The sequence below is a fragment of the Microvirga sp. CF3016 genome (assembly GCF_036314085.1).
GTDB lineage: Bacteria > Pseudomonadota > Alphaproteobacteria > Rhizobiales > Beijerinckiaceae > Microvirga.
In genome coordinates this window covers 84,572-108,592 of the sequence record NZ_JAYGGM010000004.1, presented here as the reverse complement: position 1 = coordinate 108,592, position 24,021 = coordinate 84,572, and the positions used below count along the sequence as shown (strand labels likewise).

The following is a 24,021-nucleotide window of genomic DNA, read 5'->3' as shown; positions in this document are numbered from 1 at the left end:
TCGCCTACGCGGTTGCGCTCACCGGCGACCGCGAGAGGGTGGCTCGACGGCGATGTCGAAATGCAGCACCTCCTCGCGGGTGCCGAGCTTCTCGTAGAGAGCGATGGCGGGATCGTCGCCGTAATCCGCCTGCACATAGACGACCCAGCCGCCACGGCGCATGGCAATCTCGCGCAAGTGCTCGATGAGGGCGGTGGCGACGTGCCGGCGCCGATGCTCGGCGCTGACCGCGAGGTCATAGATGTAGAACTCGCGCCGCGCCTTCTCGAATTTCTCGAGTTCATAGGCCACGAGCCCGCCCACCACCTCATCGTCCGCCAGCGCCACGACCACGACGACGTGCTCCTTTGCGAGCAGATCCTCCAGATAGGCGTCGCTTGGCGGCTCCGATGCATAGGATCCGGGATCGTCGAAGACGTCGGCGAACAACGCATTCAGCTTGCGCAGAAGCGGGATGTCGTCGGGGCCGAGACGGCGGAGTGCATAGGGTGTGGAGGACATGGGCCGAACATAGGGCGGATGCGTTGCCGGCACTATCGCCGACAGATGGATTTTGACCGGTGGTTGGTCTTGAGCAAAATCGAAATCAGACAGGCTTCTTGCCGTGGCATTCCGTGCCGAACGTAGCGCAATCGTAGAGATGCTTGATGTCTTCGAGGCTGCGGATGGCCGGTCCGGTCCGTCTTTGAATGACGGCGCTCAGTTGCCTGAACTTGTCGTCGGACCAATCCTCGATCACGAGGGCAACCGCTTTCTTGAGAGGAAGGGTTGCGATCTTCACCGGCATGAGCCCTGCGCTCCTGGCAGGCCTGCCGATGGCGAACAGATCGACGATCTCTTCGAGATCATGAGCAGCGGTCAATATCCTCTCCATCCGGGACGGCGCGATCGATAGCAAAGGAATGTCGCAGTCCATGGCGAGAGCGTTCAAATGACCAAAGGAGGTAAGCAACAGCCATCATGGGCAAGTGCGCTCCTGCCTTTCACGGCCGGATGATCCCCTTAGCGCCAGACACACGGAAAGGGAGCCAGCGGATCGTTGTCGTTTCCCGGTTCGACCTCCCTGGCCCTGAACGGGGCAAGCGGCACGATCGCTCGGAAGAAGAGCCGTGCCGTGCAATAGGACAGGACCTGGTTCATCGCAGCCTCCATCAAGGACAGCAGGAGGCTAGCTTACGGTCGGTCAGGCAGATGTGCTGTCCCGCACGCGATATTTACCTAGCGGCATGCAGGGCGACGTCGGCGACCCGTTTCCAATGCAGGCGGGCTTTCCATTTCGTCTGTGGGCGGGCCGCATTATCGTTCACGGCAAACGCCGAACTCTCCGTCAGATAGGCCATCGGCAGGAGGCCCTCCGAGAAGACTTTATCAGTGCAGGCGGATATCTGGATTCTCATCTGTCAGCCTCCCCCATAAGGCTCTTTAGAGAATACGTTCCTGCTTCGATTCTGCGTGGGCCCCGAGTAGGTAACCCGGGACCCCTGCCGGGGTAGATAGGAGGGAGTACGGGCTCGGCAGCGGCGCTCGCGTCCTCGACTGCGGGCTGAGCGCCCGCCGATCCGTGACCTGTATCAGTACACCTCGTAGCGCCGGACGGGCCGGTCGTAGCCGTCATCGTAATCCCTGAAGCCACGGTCGTAGCCGCGATCATAGTCGCGCCGCGGCGGAGGCCCGCGATAGCCGTCGTCGCGCCACCGGTCGCCCCTGTCGAACCGGCGGGCGACATAGGCGCAGCGCTTGGGTATGCCCGGAGCCGGATCGCCGAAGATCCGGTTCGAGCAGGGAATGCCGCGCTCCCGAACGAACACCTCCGTGCTCCGTCCGGGCACGCCATAGATGACCCGGGTGGGATAGGGGACTCGGCAGAAATCGTGTTCCCGCGCACAGGGCACCAGGCTCTGAGCCTGCGCCTCCGGCAACGCTCCGAAGAGTGCGCCGGTGGCCAGCACCGCTGTCGCCAATATCGAACGAAGCATGTTTTTGTTCTCCATCATCGATAAGCCAACGTACGATCCGACGGATGAACGCCACCGCAACGGCGAGAGTTTGTGACGTCAGGGCGTTTGAGGTTTCGCAGTGGCAGTTCAGTCCTTCGGCGGGTGCCAGCGCTCTCGGCTTACAGGTTTCGCACGCTTTTCTGGCGCAGGCTGAGCGGCCAGATCATCTCGAAGCTTGTTTCTAAGTCGGCAACCGAGACAGCGTACTCTCCCCACCAGCTTCAGCGACGACTGAAACTATATTTCTTTTCGTAAAAGAACCGTGAATACACCTGCGCGGATTGATGCACGGGGAGAAGCGAGGTGATTCCCGCTCAAGCGTTCGCTTCTTCGATCTCGCCGCTGAGCGTCAACCATTCCTCTTCCACCGAGGCCAGGGTCGCAGCCGCCTCGGCGCGCATCCTGGACAGCTCCGTGGCCTTGGCCGGGTCCTTCTGGAAGGCCGTACCGTCGGCAAGCGCCGCATCGACCTTGCCGATCACGTCCGTGAGCTTCGCCATCCTGGTCTCGAGCGCGTCCAGCTTCTTGCGCAGGGGCGCCAGGGCCACCCGGCGTTCGGCGGCCGCGCGCCGTTCGTCGATCTTGGAGGCGCCAGGCGCCTGCGGCCTGTCGGAGCGCTTCTGCGGATCGAGATCGCCGGAGAGCACGAGCTGGCGGTAATCGTCCATGTCGCCGTCGAAGGGCTTCACGCTGCCGTTGCCGACGATCCAGAGCCGGTCGGCGCAGGCCTCGATCAGGAAGCGGTCGTGGCTCACCAGGATCACGGCGCCCGTGTAGTCGTTGATCGCCTCCATCAGAGCCGTGCGGCTGTCGATGTCGAGGTGGTTCGTCGGCTCGTCGAGGATGAGCAGGTGAGGGCCGTCGAAGGCCGCCAGTCCCATGAGCAGGCGTGCCTTTTCGCCGCCCGACAGGGCTGAGACCGGAGTGTCCGCCTTCGCGCCGGGAAAGCCGATCTGCGCCGTGCGGGCGCGGATCTTGGCGACCGGCATCTCGGGCATCCGTTCGGCCACATGGTCGTAGGCGGTCGCCTTGGAGTTCAATTCGTCGAGCTGGTGCTGGGCGAAATAGGCCACGTCCATGCGGGTGGGGGTGCGCATCTCGCCCTTCATGGGCGCGAGCCGGCCGCCGATGAGCTTGCAGAAGGTGGACTTGCCGTTGCCGTTCGATCCGAGAAGCGCAATCCGGTCGTCCGGCGCGATCGTCAGGTTGAGGCGGTCGAGCACGATCCGCTCGCCATAGCCGACAGCGCCGCCTTCCACCGTGATCAGCGGCGGCGCGGCGGGGCGCTCCGGCCCAGGCAGGTTGAAGGGCAGCACGTCGTCCTCGACGATGGTGGCAATCGGCTCAAGCTTGGCGAGCCGCTTGACGCGAGACTGCGCCTGCCTGGCCTTCGAGGCCTTGGCCTTGAAGCGGTCGACGAAGGCCTGGAGGTGCTTGCGCTCGGCCTCCTGCTTGGCCGCCATCTTGGCGGTCAGTTCGCGCTTCTCCGCATATTGCCTGGCAAACGAGGTGTAGCCGCCGCGATAGATCGTGAGCTTGCCCCGGTCGAGGTGGAGGATGTGGTTGACGCAGGCGTCGAGAAGCTCCCGGTCGTGGCTGATCACCAGCACCGTATGCGGATAGCGCCCGAGATAATCGTAGAGCCAAAGGGTGCCTTCGAGGTCGAGATAGTTGGTCGGCTCGTCGAGGAGCAGCAGATCCGGCTCGGTGAACAATACGGCGGCGAGCGCGACGCGCATGCGCCAGCCGCCCGAGAAATCCGAGCAGGGCCGGTTCTGCGCCTCGGCATCGAAGCCGAGGCCGTGCAGGATCGCGGCCGCGCGGGCGGGCGCGGAATGCGCCCCGATATCCGTGAGCCTGGTCTCGATCTCGGCCCTGCGGAGACCATCGGCGGTCTCGGCTTCGGCCATGAGGGCGCTCCGCTCCCTGTCGGCGGCGAGCACCACGTCGATCAGGGATTCCGGCCCGCCCGGCGCCTCCTGGGCCACGGCGCCGATCTTCATGCCCCGGGGCAGGGTGACGTTGCCGCTCTCGGTGGCGAGCTCGCCCTGGATGATCTTGAACAGGGTGGTCTTGCCCGCGCCATTGCGCCCGACGAGCCCCACCTTCGCGCCGGTAGGCAGGTTGAAGGAGGCGTGGTCGAGGATCAGCCGGTCGCCGATGCGGTAGGTCAGGTCGTTGACGTGAAGCATGCCGCCTTTTGGCGTGGGATCGCCGCGCTGGCAAGGGCTCCAGTGTCGCCGCGACGGGAGGCCACCGAGAGCATCGGATCAGCGGCGCATCGTTCTTCGCGGAAATCCGGATCCACTTTTCCGCACGATGCGCTAGCCTGAATCGCCAGTGACAAAATCGTCGAGGATTGAGAAAGGGATGCGGGGCATGGCCATACTGGCTATGGAAAATTTGTGCTATAGCCAAGGATAGCATTCAGGGGGAGAGGACCGATGGCGCGGCTCGCCGGGATTAAGCTCTTCAAGGGACTGGACATTGAGCTTGAGCGCTTCGAGGCGCGGGCCAACTGGCGCCGCTTCGATCCCGAGGAGGTCCTGGTCGACTTCGACGAGCCCTCAACGGACGTCTATTTCCTCCTCTCGGGCGAGGTTCGGGTCCTCATGCGGACGGCTTCCGGCAAAGAGGTCATCCTCTACGAGATGAGGCCCGGCGACCTGTTCGGGGAACTCGCCGCCCTCGATGGGGTGCCGCGCTCCGCCAACGTCACCGCGCTCACCCGCGGCGAGGCCTGCGTGATGCCGGCTTCCGTCTTCAAGGAGCTTCTCTTCTCGCATCAATCCGTCGCCGAGCGGCTGTTCTGCCTCATGGCCTCGCGTATCCGCGAGCTGAACGCCCGCTTCATGGAGCAGACGGTGCTCGATCTCCGGCACCGGCTCTATTCGGAGCTCCTGCGCCTGTCGTCGCCCCGGCAGGATCGGGCGGGGGAACGGGTCATCACGCCGCCGCCCTTCCACCACATCGTGGCGGCCCGCATCGGCTGCCGCCGGGAGCAGATCACGCGGGAATTCACCATGCTGACCCAGGAAGGGCTGATCGAGCGCACCCGCGGCGCCCTGATCCTGCGGCAGCCGGACGTGCTCAAAGCGCGCGTAGCCGAGGCCCTGCAGACCGATCACTAGGCGGATCCTTCGGGCCATAGGCGGCGAAGAACACCCGAAGCGCGTTCTCCACGTTCCGCTGGACTTCGGCCTCCGTCGGTGGCTCTCCGACGGAGAAAAGAAGGCGGCGCAGCATGCCGGACACGCAGAGATCGAGGAAGTGCTGAGCGGCCACATGGGTATCCTCGATCGACAGCCGTCCGGCTTCGACCTGGCGGTCGAAATAGGCGCTGAGGCGAGCGAGGCCCTGGCAGGGTCCGGCCTCGTAGAAGGCCTGTCCCAGGTGGGGGAACTTCTCCGCCGCGCCCATGACCATACGGATCGATGAGATGTGCTCGGGCTTGCCCATGCGACGCAGATAGCTGATCCCAAGGGTCATCAGGACGCCGCGCACGTCGGGGTCGTTCGGATCGAGCTTGAACAGCACCTCGGCCAAGCCCCGCTTCTCTTCCGTGGTCAAGGCGGCGAAGAGGCTCTCCTTGCTGTCGAAATAGACGTAGAGCGTACCCTTCGACACACCGGCGACCTTGGCGATCTCGCCCATGCTCGCGCCATCGAAGCCCTGCGCCAGGAAAACCTTGCGGGCTCCCTCCAGGATTTGACGGCGCTTGGCGTTCTCTGGGCTGTCTTCAGCAACCGAAGGAAGGTCATGATCCCGGGTGCTGTCATGCACGGCGCTCATAGCTTCTATTATTTCCTTTTGTGCTTCGGCTATTGACCGAACGGTTCGGTCAACTCATATATGGCAGGCGACTGACAGAGATCAAGGCTGCAACGATAAGCCCTTATCTTTTCGACTCAAGGGCTTCGAGCTGGCTTGCAGAGGTTCACATGGCTTACCGGGACGAGTTTGAGCAGGGCGCCAAGGAGCGTCCGGAGACGCCCAAGGACGGGCAGCCCGTCCAGGCGCCCCAGCCGGCGCAGGCAGCTCCAGAGGCGGCTGAGCCCAAGGCCCGGAAGGGGGGATTCGGTAAGAAGGCGGTCATCCTGGCCGTTCTGGCGGCTGCCCTGGCCTTCGGCGGCTACGAAGGTTACCATTGGTGGACCGAAGGCCGGTTCATGGTCTCGACGGACGACGCCTATGTGCAGGCGGACATCACGATCCTGTCGGCCAAGATCTCCGGCTATGTGTCCTCGGTTGCGGTGACGAACAACCAGAGCGTCAGGACGGGCGACCTGATCGCCAAGATCGACGACGGCGATTATCGTCTCGCCCTTCAATCCGCCAAGGACAAGTTCGCCACCCAGCAGAGCGCCATCGCGCGCGTCGGCCGCCAGATCGAGGCGGGCCGCGCCTCCGTGGCGCAGGCCGAGGCCCAGGTGGTCAGTGCGCAGGCCGAGGCCGAGCGGGCCGAGAGCGACTATGCACGCCAGCAGCAGCTCGCCCGATCCGACTACACCAGCCGGGCCGCGCTCGAAAACGCCAAGGCCGCCCGCGACCGGGCCAATGCCGAGGTCAAGAGCGCCCAGGCGGCGCTCGCCGCCGCCCGGGCGAATGTCGAAGTCCTCGCGGCTCAGCGGAACGAGGGCGAGCGCCTGGCGGCCGAGTTGCAGACCGCCGTCGACAAGGCGGAGCGCGATCTCTCCTTCACGGAAATCCGGGCTCCGGTCGATGGCGTCGTCGGCAACAAGGCCATGGAGGTCGGCACCTATGTGCAGCCTGGCGCCCGCCTGGCGGCGCTCGTCCCGCTGACCAGCGTCCGTGTGGACGCCAATTTTAAGGAAACGCAACTCGCCTCCCTCAGGCCCGGGCAGAAGGTGCATGTGAAGGTCGATGCCTTCCCGGACTCCGACATCGTCGGCACGGTGGAGAGCGTCTCGCCGGCCTCCGGCGCGGTGTTCAGCCTGCTGCCGCCGGAGAACGCCACCGGCAACTTCACCAAGATCGTCCAGCGCGTGCCTGTCCGCGTCACCGTCAGCCCCGAGGTGGCCCAGCGGGGCCTGCTGCGCCCCGGCCTGTCGGTGGTGGTCGACGTCGACACGCGCACTTCGGCCGAGCCTGCCAAGACGGCCAGCATCAAAGAGTAACGCATCATGGCCGCATCGGCCGCCATCCAGCCCAAGCCCCAAGGCATGCCTGCCGCAAAGCCGGCGCCGATCGACCGGCGCCGGACCTTCGCGTTCTTCTGCATGGTCTTCGGCATGTTCATGGCAATCCTGGACATCCAGATCGTCTCGGCCTCTCTCGCCGAGATTCAGGCGGGCCTTTCCGCCTCGTCCGAGGAAATCTCCTGGGTGCAGACGAGCTACCTGATCGCGGAAGTGATCATGATCCCGCTCTCGGGCACGCTCTCGCGGGTGCTCTCGACCCGCTGGATGTTCGTGATCGCCTCCGGGGGCTTCACGTTCATGAGCTTCATGTGCGCGACGGCGACGAATATCGAGCAGATGATCGTCTACCGCGCCCTGCAGGGCTTCATCGGTGGCGGCATGATCCCGACGGTCTTCGCTTCCGCCTTCACGATCTTCCCGCCGGAGAAGCGGCCGGTGATCTCGCCGATCATCGGCCTCGTGGCGACGCTCGCGCCGACCATCGGCCCGACGCTCGGCGGCTATCTGACGGATCTGTTTTCCTGGCACTGGCTGTTCCTCGTCAACATCGTGCCGGGCATCTTCGTGACGGTCTCGACCTATCTGCTCGTGGATTTCGACGAACCTGACTTCAGTCTCTTCAAGTCCTTCGACTGGGCGGGCTTGAGCTTCATGGCGGCCTTCCTCGGCAGCCTGGAATACGTGCTGGAAGAGGGCCCGAACAACGAGTGGTTCCAGGACGAGGCGGTGCTGATCCTCGCCATCGTCTGTGCCGTCGGCGCCATCGGCTTCTTCTATCGCGCCTTTACGGCCAAGCAGCCGATCGTGGACCTGCGCGCCTTCGCCGACCGCAACTTCTTGGCGGGCTCCGCCTTCAGCTTCGTCATGGGCATCGGCCTCTACGGGCTGACCTATCTCTATCCTGTCTATCTGGCGCGGGTGAGGGGCTATTCGTCCTTGCAGATCGGCGAGACCATGTTCGTGACCGGCGCCACCATGTTCCTCATGGCGCCGGTGGCGGGAATGCTGTCGCGCAAGATGGATCCCAGGCTCATGATGGCGATCGGGTTCGGCGCCTTCGCCTTCGGCACCTGGCAGATCACGGGCCTGACCAAGGACTGGGATTTCTGGGAGCTGTTCGTGCCGCAGATCTTCCGCGGCGTGGGTCTGATGATCTGCATGGTGCCGATCAACAACATCGCCCTCGGCACCCTGCCGCCGGACCGGATCAAGAATGCGTCGGGCCTCTACAACCTTACCCGCAATCTCGGCGGCGCGGTGGGGCTTGCGGTGATCAACACGCTCCTGAACAACCGCCTCGACCTGCATCTCCAGCGCCTGCGCGAGAGCGTCACCTGGGACAGCTCCACGGCGATGGAGACCCTCAATGCCCTGACCATGCGGTTTCAGGAACTCGGCACGGATGCCAATGCGGCAGCGCTGAAGACCATGGCGAACATGGTCAGGCGGGAAGCCCTGGTGATGTCCTTCGCCGACGTGTTCCTGCTCCTGACCGTGCTGTTCCTAGGTCTCGTCTGCGCCTTGCCCTTCATCGAGAAACCACGCGCGGCTCCGGCCGGGGGCGGGGGGCACTAGCCTAAACCTCCAAACTTCAGCCCGGCTTTCGAGCCGGGCTTTTTTTATTGGCTGAGGGCCTTCAGCTTGAGCTTTCGCAGAAGATCGTAAACCTCCTTCACCGACCGGCAGACCCGGTTCAGGATCACCGGCTGGCGCAAAGCCACGTGGATGTGGTTCGGCCCATGCATGCGAATGGTGCCGAAGCCGGGGAAGCGCCCGTTGCCAGGATGCCGGTTGTTCCAGCGGTTCGGAGGCCGACCGACCCAGGGCCTATAGGTATGGACGACATCGAGCAGCCGCGCGCATTCCCGATAGAAGCTTTCCTCAACGGCATGCTGTTCGGGGTTCATATCCTGGTTCTACCGACGATCCGTCTCCGAGGTCACGGTCGAACCTTTGGTCTGCGAGGTTGTTCCCGTCGCCTGGACATCCGATCCAGGGGCTGCCGTATCCACGCTCACCACCACCGACATGCCGGGCACCAGGCGGTCTGCGAGCGCCTGTCCGGGATCGATGGCGATGCGCACGGGCATCCGCTGCGCCACCTTGGTGAAATTGCCGGTGGCGTTGTCAGTCCTGATCACGCTGAACTCGGAGCCGGCCGCGGGCGAGAAGCGCTCGATGTGGCCGGCGAGTTGAGCATTGTTCAGGGCGTCGACGGTAAAGGTGACGGGCTGGCCGGTCTTCATGCCCGACAGCTGCGTCTCCTTGAAGTTGGCGACGACCCAGATCCGCTCCGGCACGAGGGCGAGCAGCTGCGTGCCGGCCGACACGTATTGGCCCATACGCGCGCCCACCTCGCCGAGGCGTCCGTCCTCGGGCGCCACGATGCGCGTGTTCTGCAGGTCGATCTCGGCCAGCCGCACGGCGGCCTGCGCGCCCTGCACGGCCGCTTCGAGGGACTGGCGGTTGACCAGCGTGGAGGCGAGATCCTGGCGCGACACGGTCAGTGCCGCCTCCGCCTGATGCAGGGAGGCGGTCGCCTGATCCAAGGAAGCGCGGGCTTGGTCCGCCTGGCTCTGCGTCGCGACGCCGCGCTCCAAAAGCGGCGCGATCCTGCTCCAGTTCGATTCCGCTGCGCTCAGAACCGCCCTGGCGCTGTCGACCTGGGCCTGGCTCGACTCGATCCGCGCCCGGTCCGAGCGCTCCTTCTGCTCGGAATTGGACAGGGCCGCCTGCTGGCTCGCCAGCGTGGCCTTCGCCTGTTCGAGCTTCTGCGCGAAGATCCGGTCGTCGATCTTCACCAGCAGTTGCCCGGCCTTCACGTGCTGGAAGTCCTGCACGGCCACCTCGGCCACATAGCCGGCAAGCTGCGGGGCGACGACGGTGATCTGTCCCCGCACATAGGCATTGTCGGTGGTTTGGACCGAGCTGGTGAAGGGTGGCAGCCGCCACGCATAGAGCACTAGAGCGACACCGGCGATGCCGATGATCGCGGCGACGATGGAGGCGGTGGAGCGGAAGAACTTGGTCATGATGATGTTAGCTGACGGCCGGTTGCGGTTCAGACGAAAGGCTTCTGCGGATCGCACGGAGCGCGAGATGGAGGATCATCGCGGCGAGCGTTCCGGCGGCGAAGAGGGCGATGGCCAGGAAGGCATCGTTGTAGGCGAGCACGGTGGCCTCGCGGGTGACCTGCTGGCCGAGAAGCGCCAGGCCCTCCGCGTTGAGCAGGGATTTGTCCGTGATGACCCGGCCGTGTGCTGCGGCAAGCTGCGCGATGCGCTGGGCAACGAGCGGGTCCGTCGAAGCGAGGTGATCGGCCAAGGCCTGGAGATGGAACCTCGTGCGCCACGTGATGAAGGTGCCGACGAGGGCGGATCCGATCACGCCGCCAAGGCTCTGCGTGGTCAGGAAGACCACGATGAAGTTCAGGATGAAGGTCGGTCCCCGTTGCAGCGCCAGCGCCAGTCCGGTCGCCATGGCGGGCGGCAGGAACAGGACGCCGGCCGCGGCGATCAGCGCCTGGCTCACATACATCTGCTCCGGCCTTGTCAGGCTGGTCGCATTGCTGTCCATGAGGGCGCCGACGAGGAGCAGGCCCAGGGCAACCATCTGGGCCGCATTCTCCCGGCCGGGCCTGACGACCGCGATATAGGCAAGGCCTGCAGCCATGGAGGCGCCGATGACGACCATGGACAGGAACGTCATCTGCTCGTTCTGCAGACCCAGGGACTGGAAAAACGCGAAGGCGCCGGCGGTCTGTTCCGACATGAGAAGGCGGAAGATCATGAGGGTGCCGGCGAGATGCAGAATTTCCTTGCTGGTTATCCAGCGGATATCGAGAAAGGGATTTTCGCGGTTGAGCTCGATCACGATCGCGCAGGTGAGCGATGCGATACCGACGGCGAGCATGATGCCGAGCCAGGGCGCCTCGAACCACCAGTAGACCCGCCCCATGGCGAACACCATGGCGATGAGGCCGAAGCCGACGGCGATGAAGAGATAGCTGACGATGTCGAGCCAATGGATGACCTTGGCCCGCGGCGGTGGAGTTAGGGGCAGAAGGTACACGGCCGCGAAGGCCATCATGGCAAGGGCGATCTCGAAGAAGTACAACCCATGCCAGTCGCCGAGCATCAGGAGATCCGGCGAGATCAGGCGGGCCAGGGGAGCGCCGATCGCGATGTTGGTGAGGACGAGGGGCTGGCCGATGCTCAGCTTCTTGGCCGGCGGGAGCGGCTCCAGCATGTAGAGGAAGGCGAGCGTCGAAATGGGCGACGCCGCGATGCCGCTGAAGAAGCGCACGACGAGAGCCGATTGCAGGTCGCGCACGAAGATGTGCAGCAGCATCACGAGCACGAACCCGAGAATGCTCAGCTCCGCGAAGTTGCGCAGGCCGAACTGCGCCCGGACCTTCACGAGGATCAGCGAGAGGCTGACATTCGGCGCCATATAGGCGGCAATGAGCCAGGTGATCTCGTTGGTGGTGGCGCCGAGCGGCCCCTGAAGCTGCGGCAGGTTCGCTGCGGCCAGGTTCATCCCCAGGCCCTGGGTGAGGGACAGGAGAAGGGAGGTCAGCATGTAGAGGGCTGCCCGCCGCCGGGACATGGGAGCTGCCGCCGGAGGTGTGGGCGGCGCCTGCGGCTCCGGCGGCTTCGCAGGGGTCTTGGCTTCGGAGCCAAGGGCACTCGTGCTGCCGATGGAGTTGTTGTCGGAGGTGGATGTCACCGGGGGTACACCGTCGTCAGCTTGCGGCCTCGATGTTACGGGCCATGGCGTGGAAAACGCGGATAGCGGCCTTTAGGTCGTCCTCGCTGATGTCTTTCAGGACATCGCTGCGGAAATCCCTGACGAGGGTATCCACGTAGGCTGCCTGTTCCTTGCCCGCGACGGTGAGGGCAATCTGCTTCGCGCGCCTGTCGCCATCCACGGGCTGCCGCTCGATCAGGCCCTGTTTCTCCAGGTTGTCGAGAAGCGGCACCAGGCTTGGGCCTTCGATCTCGAGCAACTCCGCAAGCCCCGTCTGGGTCATGCAGCCATTCCTGCCGAGGAACATCAGGGTCCGCGCCCGGGCCAAGGTCAGGCCTTCGGCCCGGACGCGGGCATCGAAGAGGGTGCGCATCTTCCGGCTGACCCTCCAGATTTCCTCGGAAAAAGCTGCCTTGGCGGGAGTCGTCATTAAGATCCTAAAGGTCAAATTATTAGCGCACTAATGATGTGGGCTCTTTCTATCGAGATGTCACCGGAGCTTCAAGACTGCTGACTGGGCTCGCGGGGCAAGGCAGGGTTGCATGAATGGCCACCCTCAAGCCGGTGAGCGACGGCTTTTAAACTGTTGTTCTTGGAGGCTGAACATCATAGCTTGCCCGCTGGTTTCCTCGTTCAAGGATGAAGTCAAAGCATCTTGCCTCCTCCGTCTCGCCAATCCGCCTCCGTCGGCGCCGTGCGCCGCGCTTTCGCGCCCTGGTCCAATCCCGATTCCAAGCCGCTCATCCGCTTCGACAACGTGACGAAGCTGTTCGGGGAAGCGGTGGCCGTGGACCATCTCTCCCTGGACATCTTCGAAGGCGAGTTCTTCTGCCTGCTCGGTCCCTCCGGCTGCGGCAAGACGACCCTTATGCGTATGCTCGCAGGCTTCGAGACGCCCAGCGAGGGCAGCATTACCCTGGGTGACCAGAACCTCGCCGGCGTGCCGCCCTATCGCCGGCCGGTGAACATGATGTTCCAGTCCTACGCGCTCTTCCCGCATATGAGCGTGGAGAAGAACATTGCCTTCGGCCTGAAGCAGGACGGCATGCCGAAGGACCAGATCGCGGAGCGCGTCGGCGAGATGCTGCGCCTCGTGCAGCTCGAAAAGCTCGCCCGGCGCTATCCGAGCCAGCTCTCCGGCGGCCAGCGCCAGCGCGTGGCGCTGGCCCGCGCGCTCGCCAAGAAGCCCAAGGTGCTGCTCCTCGACGAGCCCCTCGGCGCCCTCGACAAGAAACTGCGCGAGGAGACCCAGTTCGAGCTGATGGATATCCAGCACGACCTGCACATGACCTTCGTGGTGGTCACGCACGACCAGGAAGAGGCCATGACCATGGCCGACAGGATCGCCGTGATGGATCACGGTCGCATCGTCCAGGTGGCGACACCGGGCGAGATCTACGAGCGGCCCAAAACACGCTTCATCGCCGAGTTCGTCGGCGACGTGAACATCCTGGAAGGCCATGTGCAGGGCCAGGAGAACGGCCTCTGGCGCGTCAAGTCACAGTCGGCCGAAGTTCCGCTCACCATCGACGATCCGGACGAGGTGCTGCATTCCGGGCAGGCGGTGGCGATTGCCGTGCGGCCCGAAAAGATGGTGATCCAGCGCGATCCGCCTGGGCCCGGCGCGGTCAACGTGCTCACCGGCGAGGTGTGGGATATCGGCTATCTCGGCGACTGGACGGTCTACCGCGTGAAGCTCGCCACGGGCGAGATCCTGCGTGTGACCCGTGCCAACGCCTCGCGCTTCGTCGAGAACCCGATCGATTGGGACGAGCAGGTTTATGTCACCTTCGCGCCGGACGCGGCGGTGATCCTGGCGGAATAGCCATGATGGAACGCTCCTTCACGCGACGCCTGACCGCCGGCCTCGTCCCGGCCGTTCCCTATCTCTGGCTCGGCGTCCTCTTCCTGGTGCCGTTCCTGATCGTGCTCAAGATCAGCCTCTCGGACCCGGCCGTGGCCCAGCCGCCCTACAAGCCGGTCTTCGACTGGGGCGATATCGCGGGCTTCTTCACTGAGCTTGATCTCGAGAATTTCGAGCTCCTGACGCAGGACGATCTCTACTTCCGCGCGACGCTGTCCTCCGTGCGCATCGCGGCGATCTCGACCCTGCTGCTGCTCCTCGTGGGCTTTCCCATTGCCTACGGCATGGCCCGCGCCCCGGAGCGTTATCGTTCGCTCTTGGTCGCTCTCGTCATCCTGCCATTCTGGACGAGCTTCCTCATCCGCATCTATGCCTGGGTGGCGATCCTGAAGCCCGAAGGCCTGCTCACCCAGGCGCTGATGGGGATCGGTCTGATCTCGGAACCCTTGGACATCCTCAATACCGAAACGGCCGTCTATATCGGCATCGTCTATGCCTATCTGCCCTTCATGGTGCTGCCGCTCTACGCCACCCTGGAGAAGATGGACGACACGCTCCTGGAAGCGGCCCTCGATCTCGGCTCGCCGCCCTGGCGCTCGTTCTGGACGATCACCGTGCCGCTCGCCATGCCGGGCATCGTGGCAGGCTCGCTCCTGTGCTTCATCCCGGCGGTGGGCGAGTTCGTCATCCCGGACCTGCTCGGGGGCTCGGAAACCCTGATGATCGGCCGGCAGCTCTGGAGCGAGTTCTTCTCCAACCGCGATTGGCCGCTGGCCTCCGCGGTGGCCATCCTGCTGCTCATTATCCTCGTGGTGCCGATCGTGATCTATCGCGATGTCGAAGCGCGGCGGGTGGAGACGCGGCCATGAACCGGCGCCTGAGCCTCTTCAACGTCACCTCGCTCGTGATCGGCTTCGCGTTCCTGTATCTGCCGATCCTGCTGCTGGTGATCTATTCCTTCAATGCGTCCCGCCTCGTCACGGTTTGGGGTGGCTTCTCGACCCAGTGGTACGGCGCGCTCTTCCGCAACGAGGCCCTCATGGAAGCGGCCTGGGTGACGTTGCGCATCGCGCTTCTCTCCGCGACGCTTGCGACGGTTCTCGGGACGCTGGCGGCGCTCGCACTGACCCGCTACGGGCGTTTCCCAGGGCGGACGCTCTTCACCGGCATGGTCTATGCGCCGATGGTCATGCCGGAGGTGATCACCGGCCTGTCGCTGCTCTTGTTCTTCGTGGCCGTGGATCTCGACCGCGGCTTCTGGACCATCACCCTCGCGCACACCACGCTCACCATGTGCTTCGTCACGGTGGTGGTGCAGTCGCGCCTCATGACCTTCGACCGCTCGCTGGAAGAGGCGGCCATGGATCTCGGCGCGCCGCCGCTGCGCACGTTCTTCTCCGTGACGCTGCCGCTGATCGCGCCGTCCATCGTGGCGGGGTTCCTGCTCGCGTTCACCCTGTCCATGGACGATCTGGTGATCGCAAGCTTCAACGCGGGGCCGGGAGCCACGACCCTGCCCATCAAGATCTACAGCCAGGTGCGGCTCGGGCTCTCACCGGAGGTGAATGCGGCCTCCACGATCCTGATCGGCATCGTGACGCTCGGCGTGATCTCCGCGACCCTGCTCAGCAAGCGCTCGGCTCTAAGCTCGCGCCGGAATGCTCACTGAGCGGTGGCCTGGGGCCGCTGCTCGCCGGCGGGAACGCGCTCGGAAGGAAAGAGCGGTTTGGCGGCGCCCGAGCGCTCGATGAGCGAGCGGACTTGCGGCGATACCGCGACGTTGTCCCAATCGCCTAGGACGTTGAAGACCAGGGCGGGGGATTGGCCTGCCGGGGCGCCGGCCGGGGATACGTTCGCCGTCATGCTGAGCGTACGGTCGACCAGGAGCAACTGACCCTTGAGGTTGGCCTGGACATCGGGGCCCCTCAACTGGGCTTCCACGATCTCGCCGATGCCGTTCTTCACCACGACCTGGGCCTGCGCCTTGTCGAATGGCGTGCGGCCGCCCTTCCAGTTGAGGGATGCGAGAAGCGGGCGCTTTTCCACCCGGCGGAGGGCGTCGTCGAGGGCGATGCCGACGATTTCCCCATCCGTGACCTCGATGGAGGAGCGGCCCTGCGCCTGACGGATCACGTCCGCGGGGTTCTTGCCGAGCCCTTCGAAGCTGAACTGCCCTTCGGCGCTGCCGGTGATCCAGCGCGGTTCACCCATGGCGGCCAGGAACGGGGCGACCTTCACCCCCGCGAACGTGCCCTGGCTCTTGAATTCGACCTGGCCGTTCTGTTTCACAAGCGACAGGCGGCCCTTGAGGCTGCCCTCGTTGAATCCGGCCCGTCCGATGGAGGCCTCGATCCGGCCGGGCTGCACGAGGACGCTGGCCGCCATATCGTCGAGGCTGAGGCGGCCGAGGCTGGCGCTTGCGGCCGAGAGGCGCAGGTCGAGATCTGTGCCGGTGGCCCGCGTCAGGTCGATGCTTTCCTCGCTCCAGGAGCCGGAGGATGTCCGGGCCTGGGAAAACGGCGCGAACAGGTCCGACAGGTTGAGCGTGTCGGCGGCGAGCGTGCCGGTGATCACGGGCCGATCGGTATCGAAGCGGACGCCCAGCGTCCCTTCCAGCTTGTCCTCTCCCAAGGTAACCGAAACGGCCGGCCAGGACAGGCGGCGCCTGTCCATGGAGAAGTCGCCCGAGACGGACACGGCTCGTAGGAGCGACCCGAAGGGCAGCTCCACACCGCTCCAGCGGGTGAAATCACGCACGGATTTGGCCTGAACCGTACTTTCCCCGGTGATCCGAGGGGTTTCCCCAAGCTGCGCTTCGCCTTCGGCCGCGATGCGGGCAGACGGGGTGGAGAGCGTCAATGTGAAGGGGCTGATCCGGTCGGATGCCAGCAGGTCGGGGAAAAGGGAGGCTTGTTCGAGGGAAACCTCCTCATCCCGCCAGAGCGCGGAGCCTGCCATGGTCATGGGCTCGGCGGCATCGGCCCACCGGATCACGAGCGTGAGCTGGTCCAGGTTGGCTTCCTTCAGATCGGTCCAGCGCAGGGTGGACTTGCTCACGATGAGGCGCCGGGCATAGGTCTCCTTCGACCGGTCCTTGAGAGCCTCCTTCCATTGGACGGACTGCAAGGCCTTGGCAGAGGCCGTGATGCGCGTTTCGGTCAGGTCGAAATCGGAGAGTTCGATCCGGCCGACGACCAAGGGCAGGAGGCGCAGCTCGCCTCTCAGGGTTCCGCCTTCGGCTTTGAGAGCCTGATCAGGGAACTGAAGCGTCACATTCTCGAACTTGACCCGGGGAATGGGCAAAACGGCGAAGGTGCTGCGGCCTCTGACCGTCAGGTCGAGCCCGTACTTGTCCTTCACATGCCGTGTGAGCTCCGCGGAAAGGCCGCCCCCCGGCAGCGTCCAGGGCGAGGCGGCCGTTCCGAGAACGGCGAGCGAAATCAACGCAATGAGAAGAACAGCGCGGCGGGACATGGGATGAATGTTGTAAACCTTAAGTCCTGCCTCGCAAGCAGGCGTGAGGGGATGTCCTCAGGCAAGGCCGAAATCATGAATCATATCCATATATCCATATGAAGGGATTGTCTAAATTGAGGCCAAGTTGCAGGGTGGCCGCCATTCGTACCTGAGCGGCCCGCGGCCAAAACGTCGCAAGCCGTTGCCGAAGGATTCTTCAAACGAGCATGAATATGCCCATGGGGAGAGGTTTTGATGGATAAGGTTTACAGCGATGCGCGGGCAGCGCTGGCCGGAGTGGTCAAGGACGGCATGACCATCATGGCCGGCGGCTTCGGCCTGTGCGGCATCCCGGAGGCGCTGATCGAGGCGATCCGTGATTCGGGGGCGAAGGACCTGACCTTCATCTCCAACAATGCGGGCGTGGACGGGATCGGTCTCGGCCGCCTGCTGGAGACCCGGCAGATCCGCAAGATGATTTCCTCTTACGTGGGCGAGAACAAGCTGTTCGCCCAGCAATTCCTCTCCGGCGAGCTTGAGCTGGAATTCAACCCGCAGGGCACGCTCGCCGAGCGCATCCGCGCCGGCGGGGCGGGCATCCCGGCCTTCTACACCAAGACCGGCGTGGGCACCCTCATTGCCGAGGGCAAGGAGGTGCGCGAGTTCAACGGCGAGAAATACGTCATGGAGACGGGACTGTTTGCCGACATCTCCATCGTCCATGCCTTCAAGGGCGACACGGAAGGCAACCTCGTCTACCGCAAGACCGCTCGAAACTTCAATCCGATGATGGCGACGGCTTCCCGGCTGACCATCGCCGAGGTCGAGCATCTGGTGCCGGCCGGCGAGATCGATCCGGACTGCATCCACACTCCGGGCATCTTCGTGAAGCGCATGGTGCATGTGCCGAACCCGGTCAAACACATCGAGCAACGCACGACCCGCAAGCGCGCCGAGGCTGCGCCTGCCGGAGCAGGGGAGGAAGTCTGATGGCCTGGACCCGTGACCAGATGGCTGAGCGCGCTGCCAAGGAACTGCGCGACGGCTACTATGTGAACCTCGGCATCGGCATCCCGACGCTCGTGTCCAACTTCATCCCCAAAGGCATGCGCGTGCAGCTCCAGTCGGAGAACGGCATGCTCGGCATGGGACCGTTCCCCTTCGAGGGCGAGGAGGATGCGGATCTCATCAATGCCGGCAAGCAGACGATCACCGAGCTGCCGACCACGAGCTATTTCTCCTCTGCCGATTCCTTCGGCATGATCCGGGGCGGCCATATCGACCTGTCGATCCTGGGCGCCATGCAGGTGGCCCAGAACGGTGATCTGGCCAACTGGATGATCCCCGGCAAGATGGTGAAGGGCATGGGCGGCGCCATGGACCTCGTGGCGGGCGTCAAGCGCGTCGTCGTGGTCATGGAGCACGTGGCCAAGGCCAAGGACGGCTCGGAGGATCCGAAGCTCCTGAAGGAATGCAACCTGCCGCTCACCGGAACCGGCGTCGTGGATCTCGTGATCACCGATCTCGGCGTGTTCTCCATCGACAAGAAGGGCGGCTCGGGCATGACCCTGATCGAGCTGGCGGACGGCGTTACGGTGGACGAGATCAAGGCTAAGACCCAGGCTGATTTCAAGGTAGCCCTGAACGGCGGCCAGTCCGACGCGGCCTGATCGGAGGCTGAGGAAGCATCTCCGTTGAGGCCTCGGGCTATGTCCGGGGCCTTTTCTCATCCCGCAGGGGGAGAGGCACTATCTCGGATATTCGAGCTGCATGGCCACGAGATCGGCCGTGGCCGATCCGTAACGGGCAGCAATGGCCTGGAGGGCGTGATCCAGGGCTTCGGCCGGCCGCTGGCTCCCGATCGCCGGCAGAAGGTGCTCCGCCGACCAGCTCGTTGCGACCTTGTCAGGGATGATGCGGATTCGGCTGCGGGTCTCCAGCGCGGCATCCGTCCGGGCGAATGTCACCGCGCGTGACCGATAGGTTCTCGACCAGGCATCGGCCGCCAGGGCAAGGGAGACTTCGTCGGCGCCGGGGCGAAGGTCGATGCCGAGCTGCTCGCGGCTCCAGAAGGCGAGCGTGTTGCCGATGACCGTCAGCGCGAAGGGCCGCGTGAATGCGAAGGCGTCGCTCGTGTGGCGTGTATCCCACCGGGGAAGGCCAAGGTCGCGGGCGACCGCCTCCGCCTTGCTCCGACCCGCGATGGCCTCGATCAAGGTGAGCGCCATCGGCATGGAGGCCGTGATCCCCGTCGTCGTCGCAACGCCCCGATCGACGACCAAACGACGGTCCGCGACATAGAGCATCGCCGGATGCTTTTCGCGCAACTCGTCGAGGTAGTACCAATGGGTCGTTGCCCGCCTGCCATCGAGCATTCCGGCAGCACCGAGGATCTTGCCGCCGGCGCAAACGCCAACGACGATCGCACCCTTGGCGGCCTGGTTCCTGATCCACTGCAGCACGACCGGGTCATCGTCCCGGCTCATGGCGGGAACGATGACGTAATCGGCGCCATCCTTGTGCCGCGCGTCGAAGTCCGCGACCGTCATGTCCGGCACGACCTTGAACGCGGGATAAAGCGTCATAGGGCCTGGCTTCGTTGCGAGCGCCACCACATCGGCCACATCGGCACGCCGGAGGATGCCGTAAGGCATGAGATAATCGGTGGTCTCGGTCGCATCGTTGATGCCGATGACCGCGATGAGGGGGCGCTGGCGCTTGGGAGGCTTCAAGGCCGCGAGCATGGCATCGGCCTCTTCCTTCGCAACCGGCGGCGCGGCGCCAACATCCGGCGCTGCAGGCAGGGACAAGATCCAAATCGCACCGATCGTCGCGAGGAGTGCGGCGACGCCCAAACCGCTCCACAAGAGAAGCCGCTTCTTCATGCCACTCATACTCCGATGAGCCTGCCGTGGATCATCCTAAGTCGTGTTCCGGATGCGGTCCACTTCATCCCACTGTGCACCGTCGTCTCTTCACAGCTCTATCGTGACGGGACGGCGTCGAAGTGGATCTGCACCGTCAGCCCCGATCCCTGGTTTCGTGGACCCGGATGCCGAACCGCTTGGGCTCTCCGCCACTTTCGGTCGGGCCTCGGCGCTTCGCACGAGCTGGATGACCGGCAGGAGGCCGACGAGGACAATGACGAGGGCCGCGAGCGATCCGTCCTCGAAGCGGCCCCGCGATGCATAGGTGTAGACAAGGGTCGAGAGCGTTTCCGTGTTGAGAGGCCGCAGCAGCAGGGTTGCTGGCAGTTCCTTGATGCAATCGACGAAGATCAGCAGGGCGGCGCTGGCCAGGGCGGGGCGCATGAGCGGGATCTGGATCGCCCATATCATTTCTCTGCGCGACGCACCGAGAGTGCGCGCCGCATCTTCGAGGCTCGGCGAGACCCGATCCAGCCCGGCCGAGAGCGAGCCGGTCGCGATCGACAGGAAGCGGATCACGTAGGCGATGATGATGCCGCCGGCAGCTCCCATGAGCAGGAGGCCGAGGCGTTCTCCGGTGAGGCTGCGCCATACGGTTCCGATGAGATTGTCGATCCCGACCAGCGGCGTCATCAGTCCCAAGGCCAGAACCGTTCCGGGAACCGCATAGCCCAGGCCAGCCACGAAGAGCGCTCCCCTGGTCAGGGAAGTTTTCGCAAGGCGAGCGGCCGAGACCAGGACGACGGCAAGGACCAGGATCGCGCAGGTGGCAAGGACAGAAAGTCCGATCGTCGTCAGGAAATGAGCGAGGAAATCCGTATTGAACTGATCGAAGAGGCTGCCGCGAACGGTTTCGCGCAGCAGGAACGCCGTCGGCAGAAAGAAGCCGAGGACGACCGGCATGGTGCAGAGCAACGTTGCGACCCAGCCGCGCACGCCGAGCAGCGGAACGGGATGGACAGTGCGGTGTCGTTTCGCAGATGCGGCATAGCGCCGGTCACGCCGGCCGTAGCGCTCGATCAGGATCAGCCCGATCACGAAAGCAAGCATGACGCAGGCGATCTGCGCCGCACCCGGCAGGCTGCCGCGATTGAGCCACGTATTGTAGACCGACACGGTGAGCGTACGCACGCCGAGATACTCGCTGGCGCCGATATCGTTCAGGGCTTCGAGAAGCGCCAGCGACACTCCGACGGCAAGGGCAGGGCGGGCGAGGGGAAGTGCGATGATGCGAAAGAGCTTGATGCGGCTGGCGCCGAGAGTTCGAGCCACTTCCAGCAGGCTTGCGCTCTGCGTCAGGAACATCGCCCGCGCGGCGATGTAGATATAAGGATACAGCACCGCGGACATCACGAGGATGCAGCCCGGGAGCGAGCGAATTTCCGGAAACCAGTAATCGGTTCGCGACTTCCAGCCCATGAACTCGCGCAGGGCCATTTGCACGAGGCCGGCGGAGTCGAAGACCTCGACGTAGATATAGGCCGTGATGTAGGTCGGCACCGCGAGGGGCAGCGGCAACAGCCATACCAGGAGGCTCCGGCCCGGGAAGCGGTGCGCGGTGACGAGCCAAGCTGTCGTGACGCCCATGGAGCCAGCCACGATGCCGATCCCGGCCAGCAAGGCCAGAGTATCGATAGTGCTTGCCGGCAGAACGTTGGCGATGAGATGCGGCCAGATTTCCGCGTCGCCTTCCGCGGCAATGCCGATCAGAGCGGCAAGCGGCAGGAGAACCAGCAGACCGATTAGGGCTACGGCGGCCGAGAGCCACCAGGGAAGGCGCTGCGCCTTTCGCCGAAACGAGCGGCCGAATGCGGTCTGGGTTTTCGCGATCACGGTCAAATGGAAACGGCGCCGCCGTCACCGGCGGCGCCTCTTGGAATGAGGAGAGGGCGGCTCTTCAAGCCACCCTTCGTCTTATTGGTCGAAGCCGGCCTTGTCGACCAGTTCGCTGGCCTTCTTGCGCAGCTTCGCGATCTCGGCGATCGGGATGTTGTCCGCCTTGAGCTCGCCGAAGGACGCGATGGTCGGGTGGATCTTGATGCCGGCCTTGATCGGATATTCGGAATTGGCTTCCGCATGGATCTGCTGGGATGCATCCGAGACCATGTACTCCATGAACTTCACGGCATTGGCCTTGTTGGGGGCGTTCTTCGCCAGAGCGAGACCCGAAACGTTCACGTGCGTGCCGCCGCCCTCGAAGGTCGGCAGGATCACGTTGATGGCTTCGCCCCATTTCTTCTGCTCGGCATCGTTGCCGTTCCGCATGAGCGAGACGTAATAGGTGTTGCCGACGGCGACGTCGCAGACGCCGGCCAGGATGTCCTTGGCCTGCTCGCGGTCACCGCCGGAAGGCTTCTTCGCGAGGTTGGCCTTCACGCCCTTCAGCCATTCTTCGGCCTTCGCCTCGCCCTTGTGGGCGATCATGGCGGCAATCAGGCTGATGTTGTAGAGGTGCTGGCCCGAACGGATGCAGACCTTGCCCTTCCACTTGGGGTCGGCGAGTTCCTCATAGGTGATCTTGTCCTGCTTCACGCGTTCCTTGGAGGCGTAGACGACGCGACCGCGCAGGGCTATGCCGAACCAATGGCCTTCCGGGTCGCGGTAGGCCGCCGGAATGACCTTTTCGAGCGCCTCGGACTTCACCGGCTGCGTCACGCCGTAATCCTTCGCGGCTGCCAAGCGTCCGATATCGACGGTGATGATCAGGTCGGCAGGGCTGTTCTGGCCCTCGGTACGGATGCGCTCCTCAAGACCGTTGGCGATGAAGATCGTGTTGACCTTGATGCCGGTCTCCTTGGTGAACTCGTCGAGGACAGGCTTGATCAGGCCGGGCTCGCGGGTGGTGTAGATGTTCAGGACTTCCTCTGCGGAGGCCGAGAGGCTCGATCCTGCCAGGGTGCCGAGAACCGCTGCACCGAAGAGCAGCCCGCGTCCAAACGAAAAGTTCACCATCATGCATTCCTCCAGCAACCGTCTCGGGCACGCGATTACGCGCTTCCCCGTTGATGCTGGAGGAACCATGATCACGACATCGCGTCAATTGAAAATAGAGCGATTTCAATACCTTGTAAGATTTCTAAACTGGATCTTTCTTATAGCCATTCTAAGCTGAAGCGGCTTTCTGAACCGTCTGGACCTCCGGCAATGCCGCACGAAGACGGGCGATTTCGTCTTCCATCTTTTCCATGTTCGAGAAGAGACGTTCGCTGGTCAGGCGCAGGAAGTAGAAGCCGAATTCAGGGTTCTGGAAATAGAGCTGGCGCACCTCATCGTAGGAGATGCTCAACACCTCGCCGGCTTCCAGACATTCGAGGGTCTGGGTGCGCGTGTTGCTCGGGGACATGAAGCCCATCTCGCCGACGACCTGCCCCTGAAGAAGCTCGATGTTGATCTCCTTCAGCCGATAGCGTCCGGAGATCGTGAAGAACATGCAATTGGCAATCTCCCCCTTGGCGAACAGCACTTCCCCTGTCTTCGTCTTGCGGCGGGTCATGAAGGGCTTGAGCCACTCCATGGACAGGTCGCTTTTCGAAGCATGCTTCACGCGCTTGATGAGGCCCAGCATCTGGTAGAGACGCACGCCGTTCAAAGGCAGCAGGATCAGGTTGACGACGAGGCTCGGGTAGTTGCCCGTGAAGGAGGAGAAGATCAGGGAGCAAATGTTCGCCCCAATCCCGATGCAGCGCAGCGGGATGATCGTCTTCATCGCGCTGCCTGTGACCGCAAGCACGGCCCCCAGCCAGCCGATTGCCTCAAACCAAGTCATCGTCCTGATCCCCGTATTCTGATCTATCGTTACGGCATATAGCACCAGGATAGGAAACCGCGCCAGCTACGCATTGGCGCAGTCTGAACGGTTCTTTGGG

General features: G+C 64.1%; 24 protein-coding genes. 8 read left to right on the top strand and 16 right to left on the bottom strand.

Going from position 1 to position 24,021, the window contains the following annotated elements:
• Nucleotides 1–18: 18 nt before the first annotated feature.
• The 6 genes from VB672_RS06965 to VB672_RS06940 form a co-directional block, all read right to left on the bottom strand.
• Entirely contained in the window at nucleotides 19–501 is a 483-nt protein-coding gene (locus tag VB672_RS06965; protein ID WP_329783452.1) for an AAC(3)-I family aminoglycoside N-acetyltransferase, read from the bottom strand.
• An 85-nt stretch (nucleotides 502–586) separates the two neighbouring features.
• Entirely contained in the window at nucleotides 587–862 is a 276-nt protein-coding gene (locus tag VB672_RS06960) for a hypothetical protein (RefSeq protein ID WP_329783451.1), read from the bottom strand.
• A gap of 140 nt (nucleotides 863–1,002) precedes the next feature.
• Nucleotides 1,003–1,140 carry a hypothetical protein gene (locus tag VB672_RS06955; protein WP_329783450.1) on the bottom strand — a complete coding sequence of 46 codons (138 nt, stop codon included), beginning with the start codon at nucleotides 1,138–1,140 and terminating at the stop codon, nucleotides 1,003–1,005.
• A 74-nt stretch (nucleotides 1,141–1,214) separates the two neighbouring features.
• Nucleotides 1,215–1,397, bottom strand: a complete 183-nt coding sequence (locus VB672_RS06950; RefSeq protein WP_329783449.1) for a hypothetical protein — start codon at nucleotides 1,395–1,397, stop codon at nucleotides 1,215–1,217.
• Between the two features lie 174 nt (nucleotides 1,398–1,571).
• Nucleotides 1,572–1,976 (bottom strand): hypothetical protein, encoded by a 405-nt coding sequence (locus tag VB672_RS06945; protein WP_329783448.1) that lies wholly within the window; start codon nucleotides 1,974–1,976, stop codon nucleotides 1,572–1,574.
• A gap of 335 nt (nucleotides 1,977–2,311) precedes the next feature.
• On the bottom strand, nucleotides 2,312–4,189 hold the full coding sequence (locus VB672_RS06940; RefSeq protein WP_329783447.1) for an ABC-F family ATP-binding cassette domain-containing protein: 1,878 nt from the start codon (nucleotides 4,187–4,189) through the stop codon (nucleotides 2,312–2,314).
• A gap of 252 nt (nucleotides 4,190–4,441) precedes the next feature.
• Between VB672_RS06940 and VB672_RS06935 the strand changes: the two genes are divergently transcribed.
• Nucleotides 4,442–5,128 carry a Crp/Fnr family transcriptional regulator gene (locus VB672_RS06935; RefSeq protein WP_329783446.1) on the top strand — a complete coding sequence of 229 codons (687 nt, stop codon included), beginning with the start codon at nucleotides 4,442–4,444 and terminating at the stop codon, nucleotides 5,126–5,128.
• Here the strand turns inward: VB672_RS06935 and VB672_RS06930 are convergent.
• A complete protein-coding gene (locus VB672_RS06930) occupies nucleotides 5,088–5,789 on the bottom strand; it encodes a TetR/AcrR family transcriptional regulator (RefSeq protein ID WP_329783445.1) in 702 nt (233 codons plus the stop codon). The genes VB672_RS06935 and VB672_RS06930 overlap by 41 nt on opposite strands.
• Before the next feature lie 149 nt (nucleotides 5,790–5,938).
• Between VB672_RS06930 and VB672_RS06925 the strand changes: the two genes are divergently transcribed.
• Together VB672_RS06925 and VB672_RS06920 are read left to right on the top strand one after the other, a co-directional pair.
• Nucleotides 5,939–7,135, top strand: coding sequence for an HlyD family secretion protein (locus VB672_RS06925; protein WP_329783444.1), 1,197 nt, complete (start codon nucleotides 5,939–5,941; stop codon nucleotides 7,133–7,135).
• Between the two features lie 6 nt (nucleotides 7,136–7,141).
• Nucleotides 7,142–8,734 (top strand): DHA2 family efflux MFS transporter permease subunit, encoded by a 1,593-nt coding sequence (locus tag VB672_RS06920; protein ID WP_329783443.1) that lies wholly within the window; start codon nucleotides 7,142–7,144, stop codon nucleotides 8,732–8,734.
• Between the two features lie 44 nt (nucleotides 8,735–8,778).
• On the opposite strand, the gene VB672_RS06915 is transcribed toward VB672_RS06920, so the two are convergent.
• The 4 genes from VB672_RS06915 to VB672_RS06900 form a co-directional block, all read right to left on the bottom strand.
• A complete protein-coding gene (locus VB672_RS06915) occupies nucleotides 8,779–9,066 on the bottom strand; it encodes a hypothetical protein (RefSeq protein WP_329783442.1) in 288 nt (95 codons plus the stop codon).
• A gap of 9 nt (nucleotides 9,067–9,075) precedes the next feature.
• Nucleotides 9,076–10,191: an HlyD family secretion protein gene (locus tag VB672_RS06910; protein WP_329783441.1), complete on the bottom strand. Its 1,116-nt coding sequence runs from the start codon at nucleotides 10,189–10,191 to the stop codon at nucleotides 9,076–9,078.
• A 7-nt stretch (nucleotides 10,192–10,198) separates the two neighbouring features.
• A complete protein-coding gene (locus VB672_RS06905) occupies nucleotides 10,199–11,767 on the bottom strand; it encodes an MFS transporter (RefSeq protein ID WP_329783727.1) in 1,569 nt (522 codons plus the stop codon).
• 136 nt (nucleotides 11,768–11,903) lie between these two features.
• Nucleotides 11,904–12,281, bottom strand: coding sequence for a MarR family winged helix-turn-helix transcriptional regulator (locus VB672_RS06900; protein ID WP_329783440.1), 378 nt, complete (start codon nucleotides 12,279–12,281; stop codon nucleotides 11,904–11,906).
• Nucleotides 12,282–12,563: 282 nt separating this feature from the next.
• Between VB672_RS06900 and VB672_RS06895 the strand changes: the two genes are divergently transcribed.
• Genes VB672_RS06895 through VB672_RS06885 form a run of 3 tightly spaced genes read left to right on the top strand, consistent with a single transcriptional unit; the run spans nucleotide 12,564 to nucleotide 15,441 of the window.
• On the top strand, nucleotides 12,564–13,733 hold the full coding sequence (locus tag VB672_RS06895) for an ABC transporter ATP-binding protein (protein ID WP_329783439.1): 1,170 nt from the start codon (nucleotides 12,564–12,566) through the stop codon (nucleotides 13,731–13,733).
• Between the two features lie 2 nt (nucleotides 13,734–13,735).
• Nucleotides 13,736–14,641, top strand: a complete 906-nt coding sequence (locus VB672_RS06890) for an ABC transporter permease (protein ID WP_329783438.1) — start codon at nucleotides 13,736–13,738, stop codon at nucleotides 14,639–14,641.
• Nucleotides 14,638–15,441 (top strand): ABC transporter permease, encoded by an 804-nt coding sequence (locus VB672_RS06885; protein WP_329783437.1) that lies wholly within the window; start codon nucleotides 14,638–14,640, stop codon nucleotides 15,439–15,441. The genes VB672_RS06890 and VB672_RS06885 overlap by 4 nt, the downstream gene beginning before the upstream one ends.
• Here VB672_RS06885 and VB672_RS06880 read toward each other — a convergent pair.
• Nucleotides 15,435–17,246, bottom strand: coding sequence for an AsmA family protein (locus tag VB672_RS06880; protein ID WP_329783436.1), 1,812 nt, complete (start codon nucleotides 17,244–17,246; stop codon nucleotides 15,435–15,437). The genes VB672_RS06885 and VB672_RS06880 overlap by 7 nt on opposite strands.
• A 237-nt stretch (nucleotides 17,247–17,483) precedes the next feature.
• Here VB672_RS06880 and VB672_RS06875 point away from each other — a divergent pair, with 237 nt between their 5' ends.
• Together VB672_RS06875 and VB672_RS06870 are read left to right on the top strand one after the other, a co-directional pair.
• Nucleotides 17,484–18,218 (top strand): CoA transferase subunit A, encoded by a 735-nt coding sequence (locus VB672_RS06875; RefSeq protein WP_329783435.1) that lies wholly within the window; start codon nucleotides 17,484–17,486, stop codon nucleotides 18,216–18,218.
• Entirely contained in the window at nucleotides 18,218–18,898 is a 681-nt protein-coding gene (locus tag VB672_RS06870) for a 3-oxoacid CoA-transferase subunit B (protein WP_329783434.1), read from the top strand. The genes VB672_RS06875 and VB672_RS06870 overlap by 1 nt, the downstream gene beginning before the upstream one ends.
• A gap of 78 nt (nucleotides 18,899–18,976) precedes the next feature.
• Here VB672_RS06870 and VB672_RS06865 read toward each other — a convergent pair whose 3' ends face one another.
• The 4 genes from VB672_RS06865 to VB672_RS06850 form a co-directional block, all read right to left on the bottom strand.
• Nucleotides 18,977–20,113: a DJ-1/PfpI family protein gene (locus VB672_RS06865; protein WP_329783433.1), complete on the bottom strand. Its 1,137-nt coding sequence runs from the start codon at nucleotides 20,111–20,113 to the stop codon at nucleotides 18,977–18,979.
• Between the two features lie 90 nt (nucleotides 20,114–20,203).
• Nucleotides 20,204–21,988: an ABC transporter permease gene (locus VB672_RS06860; RefSeq protein WP_329783432.1), complete on the bottom strand. Its 1,785-nt coding sequence runs from the start codon at nucleotides 21,986–21,988 to the stop codon at nucleotides 20,204–20,206.
• Between the two features lie 81 nt (nucleotides 21,989–22,069).
• Nucleotides 22,070–23,110, bottom strand: coding sequence for a Fe(3+) ABC transporter substrate-binding protein (locus tag VB672_RS06855; RefSeq protein WP_329783431.1), 1,041 nt, complete (start codon nucleotides 23,108–23,110; stop codon nucleotides 22,070–22,072).
• Between the two features lie 148 nt (nucleotides 23,111–23,258).
• Nucleotides 23,259–23,921, bottom strand: coding sequence for a Crp/Fnr family transcriptional regulator (locus VB672_RS06850; protein WP_329783430.1), 663 nt, complete (start codon nucleotides 23,919–23,921; stop codon nucleotides 23,259–23,261).
• Nucleotides 23,922–24,021: the final 100 nt, after the last annotated feature.

Coding starts and splice junctions, on each gene's coding strand:
- VB672_RS06965 (WP_329783452.1), bottom strand. CDS start 501: ATGTCCTCCACACCCTATGCACTCCGCCGTCTCGGCCCCGACGACATC.
- VB672_RS06955 (WP_329783450.1), bottom strand. CDS start 1,140: ATGAACCAGGTCCTGTCCTATTGCACGGCACGGCTCTTCTTCCGAGCG.
- VB672_RS06950 (WP_329783449.1), bottom strand. CDS start 1,397: ATGAGAATCCAGATATCCGCCTGCACTGATAAAGTCTTCTCGGAGGGC.
- VB672_RS06945 (WP_329783448.1), bottom strand. CDS start 1,976: ATGCTTCGTTCGATATTGGCGACAGCGGTGCTGGCCACCGGCGCACTC.
- VB672_RS06940 (WP_329783447.1), bottom strand. CDS start 4,189: ATGCTTCACGTCAACGACCTGACCTACCGCATCGGCGACCGGCTGATC.
- VB672_RS06935 (WP_329783446.1), top strand. CDS start 4,442: ATGGCGCGGCTCGCCGGGATTAAGCTCTTCAAGGGACTGGACATTGAG.
- VB672_RS06930 (WP_329783445.1), bottom strand. CDS start 5,789: ATGAGCGCCGTGCATGACAGCACCCGGGATCATGACCTTCCTTCGGTT.
- VB672_RS06925 (WP_329783444.1), top strand. CDS start 5,939: ATGGCTTACCGGGACGAGTTTGAGCAGGGCGCCAAGGAGCGTCCGGAG.
- VB672_RS06920 (WP_329783443.1), top strand. CDS start 7,142: ATGGCCGCATCGGCCGCCATCCAGCCCAAGCCCCAAGGCATGCCTGCC.
- VB672_RS06915 (WP_329783442.1), bottom strand. CDS start 9,066: ATGAACCCCGAACAGCATGCCGTTGAGGAAAGCTTCTATCGGGAATGC.
- VB672_RS06910 (WP_329783441.1), bottom strand. CDS start 10,191: ATGACCAAGTTCTTCCGCTCCACCGCCTCCATCGTCGCCGCGATCATC.
- VB672_RS06905 (WP_329783727.1), bottom strand. CDS start 11,767: ATGTCCCGGCGGCGGGCAGCCCTCTACATGCTGACCTCCCTTCTCCTG.
- VB672_RS06900 (WP_329783440.1), bottom strand. CDS start 12,281: ATGCGCACCCTCTTCGATGCCCGCGTCCGGGCCGAAGGCCTGACCTTG.
- VB672_RS06890 (WP_329783438.1), top strand. CDS start 13,736: ATGATGGAACGCTCCTTCACGCGACGCCTGACCGCCGGCCTCGTCCCG.
- VB672_RS06885 (WP_329783437.1), top strand. CDS start 14,638: ATGAACCGGCGCCTGAGCCTCTTCAACGTCACCTCGCTCGTGATCGGC.
- VB672_RS06880 (WP_329783436.1), bottom strand. CDS start 17,246: ATGTCCCGCCGCGCTGTTCTTCTCATTGCGTTGATTTCGCTCGCCGTT.
- VB672_RS06875 (WP_329783435.1), top strand. CDS start 17,484: ATGGATAAGGTTTACAGCGATGCGCGGGCAGCGCTGGCCGGAGTGGTC.
- VB672_RS06870 (WP_329783434.1), top strand. CDS start 18,218: ATGGCCTGGACCCGTGACCAGATGGCTGAGCGCGCTGCCAAGGAACTG.
- VB672_RS06865 (WP_329783433.1), bottom strand. CDS start 20,113: ATGAAGAAGCGGCTTCTCTTGTGGAGCGGTTTGGGCGTCGCCGCACTC.
- VB672_RS06855 (WP_329783431.1), bottom strand. CDS start 23,110: ATGATGGTGAACTTTTCGTTTGGACGCGGGCTGCTCTTCGGTGCAGCG.
- VB672_RS06850 (WP_329783430.1), bottom strand. CDS start 23,921: ATGACTTGGTTTGAGGCAATCGGCTGGCTGGGGGCCGTGCTTGCGGTC.